At 42.2% G+C, this 17,123-nt stretch carries 17 protein-coding genes; 12 read left to right on the forward strand and 5 right to left on the reverse strand.

From position 1 onward, the window contains the following. Positions 1 to 76: 76 nt before the first annotated feature. From NLX74_RS21980 to NLX74_RS21995, 4 genes are all read right to left on the reverse strand, one after another. The gene (locus NLX74_RS21980) at positions 77 to 1,798 is read right to left on the reverse strand and encodes a hypothetical protein (RefSeq protein WP_254330181.1); all 1,722 of its coding nucleotides are present in this window, start codon (positions 1,796 to 1,798) and stop codon (positions 77 to 79) included. A 402-nt stretch (positions 1,799 to 2,200) separates the two neighbouring features. Next, positions 2,201 to 3,394 (reverse strand): oxalate decarboxylase family bicupin, encoded by a 1,194-nt coding sequence (locus NLX74_RS21985; protein ID WP_254330316.1) that lies wholly within the window; start codon positions 3,392 to 3,394, stop codon positions 2,201 to 2,203. An 88-nt stretch (positions 3,395 to 3,482) separates the two neighbouring features. Further along, complete coding sequence (gene ybaK, locus NLX74_RS21990) at positions 3,483 to 3,962, reverse strand: Cys-tRNA(Pro) deacylase (protein WP_254330183.1); 480 nt, start codon at positions 3,960 to 3,962, stop codon at positions 3,483 to 3,485. A gap of 17 nt (positions 3,963 to 3,979) precedes the next feature. Further along, positions 3,980 to 4,345: a ribosomal protein L7/L12 gene (locus NLX74_RS21995; protein ID WP_483311662.1), complete on the reverse strand. Its 366-nt coding sequence runs from the start codon at positions 4,343 to 4,345 to the stop codon at positions 3,980 to 3,982. Between the two features lie 282 nt (positions 4,346 to 4,627). Here NLX74_RS21995 and NLX74_RS22000 point away from each other — a divergent pair, with 282 nt between their 5' ends. The 10 genes from NLX74_RS22000 to NLX74_RS22045 all read left to right on the forward strand — a co-directional run bounded on the left by NLX74_RS22000 (position 4,628) and on the right by NLX74_RS22045 (position 14,873). Continuing rightward, on the forward strand, positions 4,628 to 5,536 hold the full coding sequence (locus tag NLX74_RS22000; protein WP_081330751.1) for an ROK family protein: 909 nt from the start codon (positions 4,628 to 4,630) through the stop codon (positions 5,534 to 5,536). A 35-nt stretch (positions 5,537 to 5,571) separates the two neighbouring features. Next, a complete protein-coding gene (locus NLX74_RS22005; protein ID WP_254330186.1) occupies positions 5,572 to 6,180 on the forward strand; it encodes a DUF1349 domain-containing protein in 609 nt (202 codons plus the stop codon). A gap of 209 nt (positions 6,181 to 6,389) precedes the next feature. After that, positions 6,390 to 7,805 (forward strand): glycoside hydrolase family 1 protein, encoded by a 1,416-nt coding sequence (locus NLX74_RS22010; RefSeq protein ID WP_250245222.1) that lies wholly within the window; start codon positions 6,390 to 6,392, stop codon positions 7,803 to 7,805. A 317-nt stretch (positions 7,806 to 8,122) separates the two neighbouring features. Continuing rightward, a complete protein-coding gene (locus NLX74_RS22015) occupies positions 8,123 to 8,503 on the forward strand; it encodes a VOC family protein (RefSeq protein ID WP_023988486.1) in 381 nt (126 codons plus the stop codon). 22 nt (positions 8,504 to 8,525) lie between these two features. Continuing rightward, positions 8,526 to 8,642 carry a maltose acetyltransferase domain-containing protein gene (locus tag NLX74_RS22020; RefSeq protein WP_254330188.1) on the forward strand — a complete coding sequence of 39 codons (117 nt, stop codon included), beginning with the start codon at positions 8,526 to 8,528 and terminating at the stop codon, positions 8,640 to 8,642. A 111-nt stretch (positions 8,643 to 8,753) separates the two neighbouring features. Further along, on the forward strand, positions 8,754 to 9,305 hold the full coding sequence (gene yfcE, locus NLX74_RS22025) for a phosphodiesterase (protein WP_254330190.1): 552 nt from the start codon (positions 8,754 to 8,756) through the stop codon (positions 9,303 to 9,305). 118 nt (positions 9,306 to 9,423) lie between these two features. After that, a complete protein-coding gene (locus tag NLX74_RS22030; protein ID WP_254330192.1) occupies positions 9,424 to 10,455 on the forward strand; it encodes an agmatine deiminase family protein in 1,032 nt (343 codons plus the stop codon). A 29-nt stretch (positions 10,456 to 10,484) separates the two neighbouring features. After that, positions 10,485 to 11,360 carry an N-carbamoylputrescine amidase gene (gene aguB, locus NLX74_RS22035; protein ID WP_254330194.1) on the forward strand — a complete coding sequence of 292 codons (876 nt, stop codon included), beginning with the start codon at positions 10,485 to 10,487 and terminating at the stop codon, positions 11,358 to 11,360. A gap of 380 nt (positions 11,361 to 11,740) precedes the next feature. Next, entirely contained in the window at positions 11,741 to 13,762 is a 2,022-nt protein-coding gene (locus tag NLX74_RS22040) for an NAD(P)/FAD-dependent oxidoreductase (protein ID WP_254330196.1), read from the forward strand. 190 nt (positions 13,763 to 13,952) lie between these two features. Beyond that, positions 13,953 to 14,873, forward strand: a complete 921-nt coding sequence (locus NLX74_RS22045) for an aminoglycoside phosphotransferase family protein (RefSeq protein ID WP_254330202.1) — start codon at positions 13,953 to 13,955, stop codon at positions 14,871 to 14,873. A gap of 44 nt (positions 14,874 to 14,917) precedes the next feature. Here the strand turns inward: NLX74_RS22045 and NLX74_RS22050 are convergent, their stop codons facing one another. Then, positions 14,918 to 15,349 (reverse strand): hypothetical protein, encoded by a 432-nt coding sequence (locus NLX74_RS22050; protein ID WP_235306293.1) that lies wholly within the window; start codon positions 15,347 to 15,349, stop codon positions 14,918 to 14,920. 180 nt (positions 15,350 to 15,529) lie between these two features. Between NLX74_RS22050 and NLX74_RS22055 the strand changes: the two genes are divergently transcribed. Then, on the forward strand, positions 15,530 to 15,979 hold the full coding sequence (locus NLX74_RS22055; RefSeq protein ID WP_061830167.1) for an Imm63 family immunity protein: 450 nt from the start codon (positions 15,530 to 15,532) through the stop codon (positions 15,977 to 15,979). Positions 15,980 to 16,112: 133 nt separating this feature from the next. Further along, complete coding sequence (locus NLX74_RS22060) at positions 16,113 to 17,096, forward strand: ABC transporter substrate-binding protein (RefSeq protein ID WP_235306291.1); 984 nt, start codon at positions 16,113 to 16,115, stop codon at positions 17,094 to 17,096. Positions 17,097 to 17,123: the final 27 nt, after the last annotated feature.

Below are 17,123 nucleotides of genomic sequence, written 5' to 3' on the forward strand. Positions count from 1 at the left end.
TTTATGAACGCTTAAGGCGTCTCAAACAGATCCTGATGGCCTGGTTGCGACGCCCTTGTCAGTTGGAGACAGACACTTACATAATGCTTGATGTTACCTTCCAGTTATTGAAATCATAGGTCCGTCTCTCTCTATCATGAACCAAATCGAGTTTATTTCCATTATAATCCTGATGCATCCACGGATCATCCAGCAGAGGCCAATTAGCATAATTGACTTCTGCACCCTGAATTTTACGTGAGGTGGCATATACGATTTCCATCTCTTTACCTGTTAATCCTTTGTAATAGACCCGGGGATTCGTATCGTTAACACCGCTGAAATCCACTACGGTTTTCGTCAGTACAGCCTCAGCAAAGCAGTCAAGCTCTCTAATACAAGTACCTCCTGCATAGTCCATAAGAGGTGCTGTTTCAACGATGACTGCATTTTTTGCCCCGTCACTCCGCAACGATCTCTGATAACCTCCATATTTCCACGATTCCGTGTCATAAGGCCAAACGTAACGTTGTGCCGTCCTGACAGCCATCAGCATTTTACCTGTGTGAAAGAATACCCAGCCGTTCCTGTTGAATGGGTCCTGTTCGATCGTTGCTTTAATTCCGTTGTATGAAACTGGGCCGTCGATCCATGTATTTGAATTTGTGATATTGTATACTGCAATGAGTGCACCATCGTCCTGAAGTACTTCCTCCATATTCGTTCCGCCAATCCAATATTCCGAGTTGGACGGATTCAAGTTAATCGGCTCACTGAAGTGTTGCTTCATGAAAAACGTATTTGGTTCGTCACTGTATGTATCCCCCACCCATTTGATGCCCCAACGATGAAGCTGATTTTGTGCGAGCCGACTGTCCTTTTGACTGAATACGGCATAATTCGGGGTGATGTAGCTTGTCTTATACGGTTTGTTACTGTTTCTAGACATCCGTTCCTTATGTGTGTAAGTTGTAGAACGGGCTGTTGCTATACGCTTGAAAATGTCTGGTAACTCGTAGTCCGCAACCGCAAATGGAATCGTGGTAAATTTCAGATTGGTTTCATTGCCGAGATATATCGGCTTACGACTGTCTCCAAACAACATCCACAGCAGTACTACACTCTCATCAAGTGTATATCCCGGCTCTTGCTGCGCATTATATGTTCTGGCCTGACTGGTCACCCAGTACCCATGCAGCCACTCTCCTACAATACTGGAAAAATACCACTCCAACGTCAGTTTGGCCATATTCCGCAATGTCGCATCTTTCAAGTGTTCGGTAATGAACAATAGCGGTCCCACATGATGGATAAAATATGTCGGAGAGTCGTATTCAAAGTACCCCTGTTTTGTAATTGTGGGAAGTTCGGATAGCAGATAGCTTCTGGCGATGGTAGCATAATTCACCGGATATTCTGGCCATTCTTCCGCTCCGACAACCCCGACCGCTGCGTACATGAGCCGTTGATTTTCTGTATTTCCCGACAGAGCCGTCCCATCGGCATTCAAAATATTAAAACTGAGCATTTTTGCTTTTACTTTATTATTTAACTCAGATGTGTAATACTCTTTAAACTTCATATAAGCTTCCATTACGTTAATTCCCCAGAACATGTCTTTGTTCCGATCCAAATGAATGTTGACGTAGGCAAGTCCAGTGCTGATATCTCCTTTTGAAAATTGGGCCATAGCCGCATAACCACCGACCTTTCGCCCCTGATCGTACTCATTGTAAGGATAGCCCAATGCTGCTACATCATCGATTACAATCTGTTTGCGCTCCTGTAGTGAGCTTGTTAAAATCTCATTTTTAAACATAATTACAGCCACATCCCTAATCATAGAATAATAACGCGAAAATAGTATGAATAATTGTTAGAAGAGATTGTTTTTGTAATTATAAGGCATTTGTCTATTAATTTCAGTAATTTACTATATTATATTATGAAAATATTGCATTAGATGGCGAAGCGTATCCATCCACATGTAGTGTTGATGGATGTTCAAATGCCAGAAGGGGAGGGATTGAGTCTGCCACAGTTATAATGCTACAAAAGATATAGGCTACTGGCTAAAGTGGGATGCCTATATCTTTGCATACAAATCCAATCCTTAAGGCCGGAACTATCCGCTAAAAAATTACCTAAAGCAGTAAGAAATGCGCATGAGATTATGTTTTTTTAATGAGAGCACGGACAAGACACACGTTCAGCGGATTCTTCAGAGCCCATCCTTTGGGTAAAAAGAATACCCGGGATACTTAACGACAGGCCATTTTACCTTTCGTAAATTAGAGATTACATCAACACCTACATGTAAATTACTCTGAATCAGTTCTGTGGGGGTAAGAGCCATCCATTGATTTAGTGAAACATCCGCAAAACGGTCACTCTTAAACATTTCAAGAAACCATAATGAGCTAGAGCCAGTATTTTGAATGTAATGACCATAAGCAAAGGGCACATATCCGACATCTCCGGCTCTAAAATCAAATGTGCGGGCAGCGCCATTACCACCAAAGACAGTCATCCGTCCTTGCCCTGTAAGATAGTATTGCCATTCGTCATTATTGGGATGCCAGTGCATTTCTCGCATGGCTCCGGGCTCAATCTCAACAAGGGCGGCTGCGATGGTTTTGGAAATCGGAAAATTAGAGGAGTCGACGATTCGTACGCTTCCGCCCGGTGTTTTGATTGGGGGCTGGGCTAGTAATTCATGCTTGAAGGATTGGGGCAACGTCCCGTAAGGAGAGGGAACCGCTTGGCTTTGAATTGAACCAGGAATTGAATCCTGATAGATGTATACTTGTTCTTGAGGAATTGCTGCAAAATCAGCTTCTGATACACCAAAATTTGCAGAAAGCACGTCTTTGGGAGTATGTGCGAACCAATCCGAGATGGATAGGGTGTTCAGATCGGAAAAGCTGCCATCATCAAAAACCAGCAAAAATTCACAGCCATCCTCAAGCCCCTGTATAGAGTGGGGAATGCCAGGAGGAAAGTACCAGAGATCCCCGGGACCCACATCAGCAATAAAATTACGTCCATTTTGGTCAACTGCCGTAATACGAGCACTTCCCAACAGCATATAAGACCATTCCGCCTGCTGATGCCAGTGAAGCTCACGTACACCTCCCGGCGTCAAACTCATATTCACCCCGGCAAGGGTTGTGGCAATAGGTAATTCTCTTACCGTTACTTCTCTTGACCACCCACCATGATTAAGCTGCATATGGGCGTCAGAAAAAGAAAATCTCATATTCGGAATGAGACCATTGTCCGTTACGGGGGGAACCAGCATATCGGGATTTTGTAGATCCCTCATCACATCACGTGGGCCCTTGTCGATGCCCCCAGCACCATCGCTTCTGATGGGTTGGGGGATTCTTACATTTTTCGGGCAATCATTATGCATCATTAGATCTTCCTCTCCAAGTTGAAGCTTGATGAAGCAAGGGATTAGAGAAAATCTGCATAAAGATTTTATGATCATGTGGTGAGTTTTATGCTGTATACGTCAGATCTGCAAACTGTGCTTGAATGATTTGAGCTAAATCGTGTGGACTCAACTCCAGTTGGGTCCCAATTTTCCCACCGCTCACAACGATGGCTTCCAGTTCCAATGCAGGCTGGTCGATAAAAGTGGGGTAGAGCTTTTTCATTCCTATGGGGGAACAGCCACCGCGAATATATCCCGTATACTTTTGCAAATCCTTAACTGGAAGCATTTCAATTTTTTTCTCTCCCGCGGATTTGGCTGCTTTTTTGAGATCAAGCTCTTTATGTACAGGGATTACAAAAACAAACAGATTTTGTTTGCTGTGTGCAATCAAAGTTTTGAAAACCATTTCTGGGGCTCTCTCTATTTTCTCAGCCACATTCATCCCGTCTATTTTTCCGTCTTGATGATCATAACTCAAAATATTGTATTGTATGTGTTGCCCATCCAATATGCGCATGGCGTTTGTTTTGCTGGAACTCATCTTATTTCTTCCTTTCTTTAGAGTTTTTCCAATTGATCGACATAATCCTTTGCATCCTTAAGGGAAAGATCCTTAGCGGTTCTCAACTCTTTTATGGCTTGAATCTTTTTTCCTTCCCTAATTAGCAGGAGCAACTTTTCATTGATATCTTCTGAAGCTCCTGCATCTAGAACATGTGAAGGAGTGGCAGCAATAGTACCTGACAGCGATGTTCCTTGTATTCCTGAACGATTTTCAAGACGCTCCACGTCGGATTTCAGGTCATTAAGACGCGATTGAAGGCTATAGACCTTAATAAAAAGTATGACGGAGAGGAGCAACGCGATTATTGCTATATACTCAATAGCTGACAACAGAATCCCTCCTAATTCACTTAGTTTCATCGCAAAGATGCGCACTAAAAATTTGTTTCTTATTTATAGTATAGCATGATGATAGAGGAGAAGAGGAAGACGCGTACAAATTGACTTTTTGCAGGCAGAGCGGTATATTACAACTTATTATAAACCTTTTAATAAATACTGGAAAAGGAGTGTATTCAAATACAACCAGTCTCCAATAATACCATTCGGGTTAAACAAATTAATGTAGAGTTAGTTAAAAACACACTGAAATCCAAGGAATATGCAACCAAGTCATCCATAGCCAGTATCACAGGTCTTAGTGTGGCAACCTGCGGAAATATTCTGAATGAGCTTCTTCAAACCGGGGAAGTATTAGAGACGGAATTGGAAGAATCGAACGGCGGACGTCCGGCTAGACGGTACAAATATAACGCTGATTATTCATATATTATCTGTTTAAATGTGAAAACGGAAGGCGGTATACATTCTCTTACTTATGCTGTTGCTAATTTGCTTGGTGATATCATCATCGAGAATACTTCCATAGTGCCCCATATTGATTATGAGGTCATAGAAACCCAAATTGGAGAGCTGATTAATAACTATGGAAACGTCAAAGCCATTGGGATTGGCATACCTGGGGTTGTTCATCAAGGGATTATCGATGTTTGCGATCTCGACCTGCTCATAGGAGTCCCTGTAGGTCCACGGCTTCAAGATAAATACGGATTAGAAGTTACCATTGAAAATGATATGCATTTGACAGTCTACGGATTTTATAACATGCAGAATTATGATGAGGATAAAACCTTTGCTATTGTTTCGTTTCCCAAAGACAATTTCCCCGGAGCGGGTTTTATTGTCGACGGACATTTGTTAAAAGGAAATACCAAGTTTGCGGGGGAGGTGTCCTTCTTACCCTTTGATTTAACAAGAGAGGAACAGCTTAAACAGTTAAATAGCACAGAGGGATTTGTTCCTCTGGCGATCCAAACGATTACTTCCATTATTGCAATTATAGACCCTGTATCTATCGCTTTGACTGGAGAGTTATCCAAGCCGACTCTGTTGGACGATATTTATAACGGCTGTCTAAAAGATGTACCCAAAGAACATATGCCCGAGATTTTTGTGAAAAACGATACGCATGATGAATATATGTATGGGTTGATTTCGGTGACCCTTGAAAGTCTGACGTACAATTTGCAATTGGTGGAGAAAAGGAAATAGGACATCGTTCAATAAAGCATGAGAGGATGAGATCAATGACTCAAAAATCAATTGCATGGACTACAGGAACATGGACTAATCACCCTGTATCATCCATAGAAGAAGACCAGTTTCTTAAAGTTGAAACCAGAGAAGGAAGCGACTACTGGGAAAAAACTTTGTATGGATTTGAACGCAGTAGCGGACATTCCCTGCTTACAGACTGGGAAGAAGGCTCAGCCATCGAAGTCACGTTTCAATTAGGCTCATTTACGGAGCTCTATGATCAGGCCGGTATAATGCTGTATCAAGGACAGCAAAAGTGGATTAAAGCTGGGATTGAATTAAATGACGGAATTCCTCAATTAGCTGTCGTAGTCACAGATGGCTATTCCGATTGGTCATTAGCTCCTGTACCTGAATGGGTAGGGAAAAATGTCACGATTCGTGCTTCACAGCTACAGGATGCAGCTATCATTAGAGCTCGAACCGAAAATCAAAGCTGGCGCACCGTACGTGTAGCACGCTTTCCTTATGAAACGGGACAACAGGCGGGTCCTTTTGCCTGCGCGCCGACTCGAGCCGGATTTCAGGTTATCTTTACACGTTGGGTAAGCACTGAACCAGATAGAGATATTCATGTAGATCCGCCAATTAAAGAATAGTCATTTTACTCAATAATAGAAGAGTTATAAATAGGGGAGTACTTATTGGAGATAATACAGTTATAAGCTCTAGAAGTTTTTAAAATAATACTTGACATGAAACGCGTTACAAACCTTAAGATTCATTTAGAAGTACTTATAACACATTAGCATAGAGGTAACGTATTTCTATCTAGTTAATGAAAAACATCAGCAAAGGCGGAGAAAATATGAGTACACAGTTTCCAAAAGATTTCCTGTGGGGCGGAGCAGTTGCTGCTAATCAGCTCGAAGGCGCTTATCAAGAAGATGGAAAAGGCTGGTCCATTCAGGATGTAACTCCTCGTGGTGGCTGGGGGCCCGTTACGGATGTACCAACAGAAGATAACATGAAGTTGATCGGTATTGATTTTTATCATCATTATAAAGAAGATATCAAACTTTTTGCGGAAATGGGCTTCAAAGTATTCCGTACTTCTATTGCATGGTCACGTATCTTCCCTAAAGGTGACGAACTGGAGCCTAACGAAAAGGGCTTGCAATTTTATGATGATTTATTTGATGAACTTCACAAATATGGAATTGAGCCACTCGTTACATTATCTCACTATGAAACACCTTTACATTTGTCCAGAGAATACGATGGTTGGGTAAACCGTAAGCTTGTTGATTTTTATGAGCGCTATGCTACAACTGTATTTAATCGCTACAAAGATAAAGTTAAATACTGGTTGACTTTCAATGAAATCAATTCCATTCTTGAAGCACCATTCATGAGTGGAGGAATTAGCACACCAAAAGATCAACTTAGTGAGCAAGATCTTTATCAAGCTATTCACCATGAGCTTGTAGCGAGTGCAAGAGCGGTAAAAATCGGTCATCAGATCAACCCTGATTTCAAAATTGGCTGTATGGTGCTGAGTATGCCTACTTATCCGCTGACACCTAATCCAGACGATGTGATTGCTGCGATGGAATTCGATCACAGAAACATGGCATTTGCCGATATTCACGCAAGAGGTCAATACCCAGGTTACATGAAACGTTTCTTTAAAGAAAACGGAATTTCTATTCACTTTGAACCAGGTGATGCCGAAGATTTGAAGCATACCGTTGATTTTATCTCGTTCAGCTATTATATGAGTACTTGTGAGACAGCTGACGAAGCTAAAAAAGTCAAAGGTGAAGGTAACATCCTTGGTGGTGTCATCAATCCGCATCTCGAGGCAAGTGAGTGGGGCTGGCAAATTGATCCGCAAGGTCTGCGTTATGTACTGAATACGTTCTATGATCGCTTCCAAAAACCACTTTTCATCGTTGAAAATGGCCTGGGCGCCGTTGATGAACTGATCACGAATGAAAAAGGCGAAAAAACGGTTGAGGATGACTACCGAATCAACTACCTGAATGATCATTTGGTTCAAGTTGGAGAAGCTATTGAGGACGGAGTAGAGGTTTTGGGCTATACGTCTTGGGGATGTATTGACCTTGTCAGCGCTTCGACCGCTCAGCTTAAAAAACGTTATGGCTACATTTACGTAGACCGTCATGATGATGGCAGCGGTACACTTGAAAGATATCCGAAGAAATCGTTCCATTGGTACAAAGAAGTTATTGCTACGAACGGTGAAAGCTTGAAACGTTAATTTATAAATAAACCAGTGATTAAGTATTAAATATACAATGAAGGCTTATAGATAGCGACCGCTTCTTCTCTTTTACGAAGCGGTCGCTAATTTTTTAAGGGGTATTAGCAACCGAGTTACAAACTGAGGACGAAAGAGCTTTCATGAATGATTCGTAAGCGTTATTTATTGATAATTGATGATAAATAGATTGGACAAAAATGAATTACTGAGATATATTGAGACTTATTAAAACATTAATAATAACTATGCTAAAAATTGAGTCCAGTATAAATTAATGATTTTTTAATGATGAGGGCTGCAGAAGGAGGAAAATAATGAAGATTGAGCATGTAGCGATCTGGGTGAGAGACTTAGAAAAGATGAAAAGCTTTTACGAGCAATATTTTGATGGTAAATCTAACGATAAATATTATAACGCTACAAAAGGATTTGAGTCCTATTTTATCACCTTTGAGGATGGAGCAAGGTTAGAGGTTATGCGTAAAACGGGAGTAGATCATTCACCACAGATAAATATTACGGGCTGGGCTCATGTGGCATTTTCCGTTGGAAGTAAAGCTCGAGTGAATGAAAAGACAGAGCAGCTCATGCATGCAGGATATGAAGTTGTGGGTCAGCCAAGATTGACAGGTGACGGCTATTATGAAAGCGTAATTAAAGATCCAGAAGGTAATTTGGTGGAAATTTCAATGTGAGTAGCTTTCCAGTTCTGAAGAGTTGATTGAAGAACGTTTATACGCCAAAAGTCTCTGCCACGAATATAATCAGCTTCATCCTAGGAAATATCGAAGAACGAGAAACACTCATCAAAACTTTACTTGGGAAGACAACTGATAGAGTGTTACCAAACAAAAGAACAATTTTGCACAGATTTGTTCAGGGAATAATGCAATAATGTGCTTAAGTGGAATATTCTTTAGCCTATTCAGAAAGGAAAGAACAATCATGAAATTGATGTTTATATCAGATATTCACGGCTCATTACACTGGTTGCAATTGGCACTGGAAAAGTACAGGGAGGAGAAAGCCGATCGTCTTATTCTGCTCGGAGACTATATGTACCACGGACCACGTAATCCATTACCAGAAGGGTATAATCCGGCAGAAGTGGCAGCTCTGCTGAATAAGTACAAGTCCCATATTGCGGTTTCTGTGCGCGGGAATTGCGATGCAGAGGTGGATCAGATGCTACTGGAGTTTCCTATGATGGGTGATTATGCTTTGTTGCACCATGAAGGACGGAGAATCTATGTCACGCACGGACATGGCTTTAGTATCGGAAATTTACCACCACTGGAAGCGGGAGATGTGTTCATCCAGGGACATACTCATATTCCGGTAGCAGATGTGGAGAATGGGGTCTTTATACTGAACCCCGGTTCGATCTCGCTGCCAAAAGAAAACTATCCATCCTCTTACGGTGTGCTGGAGGGAGCACAATTCACTGTGAAGGATTTTGATGGGAATACGGTGAAAGCAATCACGTTTTCAAACTAATTTATTCCAATGTGAATGTAAATTATTAAAACTTTTCCGCTTCGATTGAGACAAAGATCATATTATTGTATGATAGGAGCGGAGTCTACATTATGAAAAAGAAAGAGAGCTTCAATACATGCAAATTAAGGATTCACATTATAAGATGCCGCCTGAATGGGCGCCACATGAACGCACGTATATTTCTTGGCCTGTAAAATCTTCAATGGTTTACCCAGATATGCATGCTGATGTATGCAAGGGGTATGCCGGAATTGTACGCGCCATGGCGGAATTTGAACCAGTTACTGTGGTCGTAAATCCGGATGATCTGGAGAGCGTTAAGGCGCTTGAACTTGGGGAACGGGTAGAACTGCTGCCAATTGAGCACAGCGATGCGTGGCTGCGTGACAACGGCCCTACTTTTCTCACAGACGAGCATGGTCAGTTGGCAGGTGTAAACTGGAAGTTTAATGCCTGGGGTGGAAAATACGCTCCATGGGATCTAGATGACCAGGTTGCGCCGCAAATTTTGGACCAACTTGGAGTTCCACGGTTTGATGCACCGCTTGTGATGGAAGGCGGCTCATTGCACGTAGACGGCGAAGGCACACTGATTACAACCGAAGAGTGTTTGCTCAATCCCAACCGAAATCCGGAATTAAGCAGAGAAGAAATTGAACGGTATGTATGTGAGTATGCAGGTGTAGAGAAAATAATATGGCTAAAACGTGGTCTTAGTGGCGACGAAACAGATGGTCATGTGGACAATATTGCTTGTTTTGCAGCTCCTGGCAAGGTCATTATGCAAGTATGTGATGATCCTGAGGATGAAAATTACGAAATCACGCAGGAAAATCTGCGTATTTTGGAGCAAGCAACGGATGCTCAAGGCCGTAAGCTGGAAGTGATTCGGATCGGCCAGCCACCACGCGTGGATTATGAAGATAGCCGATTGACACTGAGCTATATTAACTTCTACTTTGTGAATGGCGGCATTATTTTGCCGGTGTTTGGCGGCACTGCCGCTGAGAGCGATCTTGCAGCTGAGCAAGTGCTGGCAAATGTATTTCCAGATCGCACCATTCGTACTGTAGACGGTATGGCGGTCATCCGTGAAGGCGGTAACGTACACTGTACGACCCAGCAGATGCCTGCTGTAAAGCGTTGAATGATACAACATCTAAAAGGAGGACTAACGTGAGAAAAGTAAAAGTGGCAGCAACTCAAATGAGCTGCTCTACCAATATCGAAGAAAATATTAGTAAAGCAGAGAAGCTAGTACGTGAAGCGGCAGCGCAGGGCGCACAAATTATTTTGCTACAGGAGTTGTTCGAAACTCCATATTTCTGTCAGAAGGAAAAATCTGATTATTATTCATATGCAACTGAGCTGGAGCACAACAAGGCGGTTAACCATTTTAAGAAGATCGCCAAAGAATTACAGGTTGTGCTGCCCATCAGTTTTTATGAAAAGAAAAACTACGCGCGCTACAACAGTCTTGCTGTCATTGACGCAGACGGTGAAGTGTTGGGTAAATACCGTAAAAGCCATATCCCTGACGGTCCTGGGTATGAGGAAAAATTTTATTTTAATCCGGGCGATACCGGTTTTAAAGTATGGAATACACGTTACGCCAAAATTGGGGTAGGCGTGTGCTGGGATCAATGGTACCCTGAGGCGGCCCGCTGTATGGCGCTCATGGGCGCAGAACTTTTGTTCTATCCGACAGCTATTGGCTCAGAACCACAGGATTCTGCCATTGATTCCAAAGATCACTGGCAGACCTGCATGCTGGGTCATGCGGCTTCCAATCTGATCCCAGTCATTGCTTCCAATCGGATTGGAACTGAAACAGACGAGGACTCCAGTATTACATTCTACGGTTCTTCCTTTATTGCCGGGCATCAAGGTAACAAGATCTCAGAAGCGGGTCGTACCGATGAGGAAGTGCTTACTGCTGAATTTGATCTGGATGAGCTGGAAGTAGGACGGATTGAATGGGGCATTTTCCGTGACCGTCGTCCTGAACTGTACAATATGATTGCCACCTATGATGGTGATTTAAAAGTATAATCTGTATACGGATAGATAAGTCTCCCTTGACGTCAAGCTGAGGTGTTTCCTTTCATTGGACTCACCCAGCTTTTCGGGCAGGGGATTTTGGAGCGTGTGCCCAACGGTTTCAAAAGCATGATTTTTTCACACAAAAGGGACATTCCTCACAGGTTTGTTCCTTTTTTATGTCTTAATCCAGTTAATCTATAGACTGAAACTATGATTCACTACATAAAATAGCATTAGAATTTATGAATTAGATGATATAAAATCAAACCATAAGGAATGATCGTACTCAATAACATCTCGATATTCCCAAAAGTGAAAAAAATCACATATGAAAATGCTTTAATGGAAGCTTGAACATGAAATTTGTAAACTCGCAAGGAGGAAGAACAATGAACCACTATCCTGCTATCTTTGAACCTCTAACCATACGACGAATGACCTTGAAAAATCGGATTGTTATGCCCCCGATGGGAACTAACTTTGCTGCCATGGACGGAAGCTTTGTTCAGGATCATATTGACTATTACGTGCAACGGGCCAAAGGTGGTACCGGCTTGATAACAGTAGAAAATGTTTGTCTGGATTTCCCAATGGGTACGAACGGAACAACCCAGTTGCGTATGGATAACGATCAGTTTATTCCCGGACTGTTTAGATTAACAGAAGCCCTGCACTCTTATGGAGCTTGTGTTTCTGTACAAATTAACCATGCGGGTGCTTCGGCTTATGTGGGACGACTGAACGGAGTTCAGCCTGTATCTTCTTCGAATATTCCTTCCAAAAAGGGCGGAGTGATTCCAAGACCTCTGCAAAAAGAAGAAATTTACGCCATTGTGCGCAAATACGGAGAAGCAGCGGGAAGAGCGCAACGAGCAGGATTTGACTGTGTTGAAATTCATGCGGGACACTCCTACTTGCTGAGTCAGTTTCTTTCGCCGATGTATAATAAACGCACGGATGAATTTGGCGGCAGCGCAGAAAACCGTACCTGTTTTGCCAGATTAGTCATTGATGAAATTCGTTCAGTGGTGGGCCCATTTTTCCCTATTTGCTTACGGTTTAGCGCGGAAGAGTTCACAGAAGGTGGGAATACACTGGAAGATACACTCGAGTTATTGGAGTATCTTAATGATGAGGTAGATATTCTGAACGTTTCTGCTGCTCTGAATGATTCCATCCAGTTCCAGATTGACGGGATGAACCTGCCGGATGGTTGGCGCTCTTATATGGCCAAAGCGGTCAAAGAAAAATTCGGGAAGGTCACGATGACTTCAGGTAATATTCGGAGCCCACAGGTTGCGCAGGATATCTTGGAGAGAGGTGACGCTGATCTTCTGGCAATGGGTAGAGGCTTGATTGCAGAACCGAACTGGGTGCTTAAAGTGCAAAACGGCTACGAACATTTGCTTAGAAAATGTATCTCTTGCAACATTGGTTGTGCAGATCACCGTATCTCCAAAAGTAAACCGATTTGCTGTACGGTAAATCCGGATCTGTTCAAGGAAGCTGAATACCGGAAACAACGTGTAAAAAACAACGTTCAGGTTGTTGTGATCGGTGGTGGGACCGCTGGTATGGAAGCTGCATGTACGGCAGCCGAAGTAGGCTGCAAAGTAACCCTCTTTGAGGAAAAACCAGAGTTGGGCGGCTTGGCTCGTGATATTGCCCGCCTGCCAGACAAAACACGCATCAATGATTTCCCTGATTATCTGATTCAGCGCACCAAACAGTTAACCAATCTGAACATTGTAACAGGGACCCGAGCCGATTTGGCGATGATTAGTGCTCTGAATCCTGATATTATTGTCAATGCGACGGGGGCCACACCACTTCTTCCGCCCATTGCAGGTTTACATGAGCAACTGGATAAACCAGGTACAAAAGTGTTCTCCATCTTTGATCTTTTGCACAACATGGAGAAATTCCAGGAATTTGAAGGTAAACGCATTGCTGTAGTTGGCGGCGGAGCCGTGGGACTGGATGTCGTCGAATATTATGCAGAGCGTGGAGCACAAGAGGTTTCTATTATTGAGATGATGCCGTTACTGGGTAAAGATCTGGATATGATTACTCGGATTTCCATGATGAAAATGGTAGAGGAGCGGGAAGTGAACGTCCATACGGAAACAGCATTGACAGAAGTGTGTAGCGACCGCTTCAAAGTAAAGCATGGAAAACAGGAGTTTGAGATTCCTTTTGATCTTGGATTCGTATGCTTGGGTATGCGTTCACACAGTCCACTGATGGACAGCTTGCTCGAATATGGTAAAGAACATCAAGTAGAAGTTATTAATATCGGGGATAGTAAACAAGCTCGACGTATTATTGATGGCACACGTGAAGGTCGAAATATTCTGAAAACCATTCAACGGGTAGACGAATTTAAACATGAGTTTTCTTATTCTTACTGATTTGACAATACAAGTGATGGGTCTTCACGATGGCAACTCAGTGAATATTGAGGTTGAAGAGACGGCTTGTCTTTTCAGCCTTTTTTATTTGAGTTTTTCCGGGAAGGAGATTGATTCCTCTGTCATTTCAAAGGTAAACTATGGAAAGCATATATAGTAAGTAAGGCTATTTTAACGTGGGGGGATGAGCGTGAATCAACTCTTTAGTGAAATACCGGGTGCCAGCAGGTGGAGCCACGTGGAAGAAATTCATAGAGGCTGGTCCAGTGACAAAAAATATTATATTCAAACCACTGACGGTAGGGACTTGCTGCTAAGAATAGCGGATATGGTACATTATGATAAAAAGAAGCGCGAGTTCGAAGCTGTAACAAAACTGAACCACGTGGAGAATCTGTTCATGTCCCGGCCGCTTGAATTTGGGATTTGTCATGATGGTCAATCTGTATATTCCCTGTTCACCTGGATCGAAGGGAAAGATGCTGAAGAGATTATCCCTACGTTAACCGCAGCACAACAGTATCAACTCGGGGTTCAAGCAGGAGATGCATTGAAAAAAATGCATGAGATTCATGTGGAGCAAGATCGAGTCCCATGGGCTGAACATTATAATGGCAAAATAAACAGATATATTACAAACTATAAGTCATGCGGTATTCCCCTAAAGGGAGCAGATCAAGCCATAAGCTTTATTGAGCAAAATCGTCAGCTATTAGAAAATCGTCCCCAGACTTTTCAGCATGGGGATTATCATGTGGGCAATATGGTGGTTACCCCATCCGGTGAACTGGGTATCATTGATTTTAATAGAATGGATTTTGGTGATCCTTGGGAGGAATTCAATAGAATTACCTGGTGTGCAGCATTAAGTCCTTTATTCGCTTCGGGCCGTATCCACGGTTATTTTAATAACCATGTACCTGATTTATTTTTTCGATTAATGGCTCTGTATATTGCAAGCAATCAGCTTTCATCGGTTCACTGGGCCATTCCATTTGGCAAAAAAGAGGTGGACGATATGGTGCAACGAGCTGAAGAGGTTTTGGAAGCGTATGATTACTTTCAAACCTATATACCGAAATGGTATGTGCCCAGTTACCGCGACTTGTAAAAGCGAAGACCGCCCCTCCTGGGAGTGACGGTCTATTTTTTCTATTATTGTTTCTTAATCTTATACGTAAATTCCCAAACGGCTTGATGACCTGAGTAACGTCCACGGTTTTCAGTAACCGTCACTCTTAGCTTAACGGTAGAACCTTTGGCAGAAACAGAGGAGACCTTTACATTCTTGGTGGCTTCACCTTCATCAGGAATTTTGTCTTGTTCCTCGGCATACGCATAGAGCTTAATGCTGCCCCCTGATTTGACCTTTACCTTTACGCTGTTGTCTTCACTAATGGATTGGCCCGCCACCTGGGCAGCAATGGCCCATTCGTTGCCTACGTGATCGTTGGATACCAAGGTTGCTTGTTGAAACGTAACGATATACGTTGATGTTGCTGAAGCTGCGAGCGCGTACGTTCCATTGAACATCAGGGATATTACTACCAATAAAATAGCCGATGCTTTCGTCCATACTCTATTCATTCGCCTGTCTCCTTCAGTTGGATATATTGAGGGAAATCCCTCTATTCTAATTATCGTTTGCATCAAACAAAATTGTTAATGGTTGGTAAAAAAAGAGTTTGACTTCTTATTGCATCACTTGTGATTCTAATTTAACTATGACTTGAATTTATTTAGTAGAGAAAGGCAAGGGAAAATCTGATGAAAAAAATATACAGTGAACAAGAAATCATAGATATGACTATTAAGCTGCTTGAACAAACTTCAATATATGAAGAGCAGTATGAGCAATATGTAAGACGACCTTTCCGTACGGATTTTTATGATGATCTTAGTCCGTATGTGCAAGTAGGCAAGCGGGGTTATACGCTCCAGATGTATGAAAGAGGCATACAGATGCTAAACAAGCTTACGAAAGATGTAGAGGATGTGATTTATTGGATTATCGAAGATACGATTCACATCATTGCTCATCTAAATCTGCTTCGCAAATATAAAGTGGATAACATAAATACTCATTTAAAATATACCAAGGAGATCATGAAGGAGCTGACAACTGTAATGAACAAAGCTTTTTATGAAATTGGAGGAATCTATCAGGAATGGCATGAAGCAAATAGAAGAGGGGAGCTGGAGAACCCATTAAAGTAAAACATAAAACTTAAAGAAACAGTTGACAATCAGTGAGGTAAAATTTACAATTTGATATCAGTGATAATGATTATCAATATCACTGATTTTAAGTATGTTTTGCACTTACTATATTTCAAAGGAGATTTACAACATGCATCGTATGATGAATAAGAAGTTTCACATGATTTTATGTGCACTATTCGTAGTGATTTTCGTTATTTCAGGTTGCGGGAATGCTGGCAGTTCCTCTGATTCATCTGCTAAACCCGCGTCGTCCGCGAAGGAAGAGGCAAGCAGTGATTCTGATACGCGTACAGTCTCTACGGTAAAAGGAGACGTGAAGGTGCCCGCTAATCCTCAACGGGTAGTCGTGAACTGGTATGTTGGCGATGTATTTACACTAGGGATTAAGCCAGCCGCAGTCATGGGGTGGAAACAAGAAACGATGCCTTTTTACGATAAGTTTAACGACATTCCCAATATTGAAAAGTGGGAAACTGAGGAAATTATGAAGTATGATCCTGATCTCATCATTACATATGATACAAAGGATTATGATAAGCTGTCTAAAATTGCGCCTGTTCTTGTAATACCTGAGGATAAAATGACCTCTATAGAACGTTTGAAATTCCTTGGTCAGGCCACAGGACATGAAGCAGAAGCAGACAAAGTGATTTCACTGTTTGAAAGCAAGCTGAGTCAGGCCAAAGAAAAACTAAATTCCGACATATTCAAGGACAAAACGTTTAGCATTTTCGAGGATTGGGGCAGTGGCTCTTACGGAATATATTATGAAACAGGCTCACGTGGAGGAACGTTGCTTTACAATTATCTGGGACTTCACAAACCGGAAAAGCTCAACACATTGGTTAAAAATTCTGGAGAGAGTCGGGGTTCTTTATCCTACGAGGTAGCTGCAGAATACTTTGGAGATTATGTCCTTTGGTTTAAGCAGGAAGGCAAGGAATCTGAATATGCGAAGACAAAAATCTGGAGCAGTATTCCAGCCGTTAAAAACGGACATATCATCGAAATTCCAGCGAAATATGCAGGACTGTTCTATTATTCGGACGTTGCTAGTATGACGGGACAGCTAGATTATATGATTAGCAAATTGCTGGAACAGACTAAATAACGATGCATAATTGACCAACTAAGGGTG

This window comes from Paenibacillus sp. MZ03-122A (assembly GCF_024213325.1).
Classification (GTDB): Bacteria; Bacillota; Bacilli; order Paenibacillales; family Paenibacillaceae; genus Paenibacillus; species Paenibacillus polymyxa_B.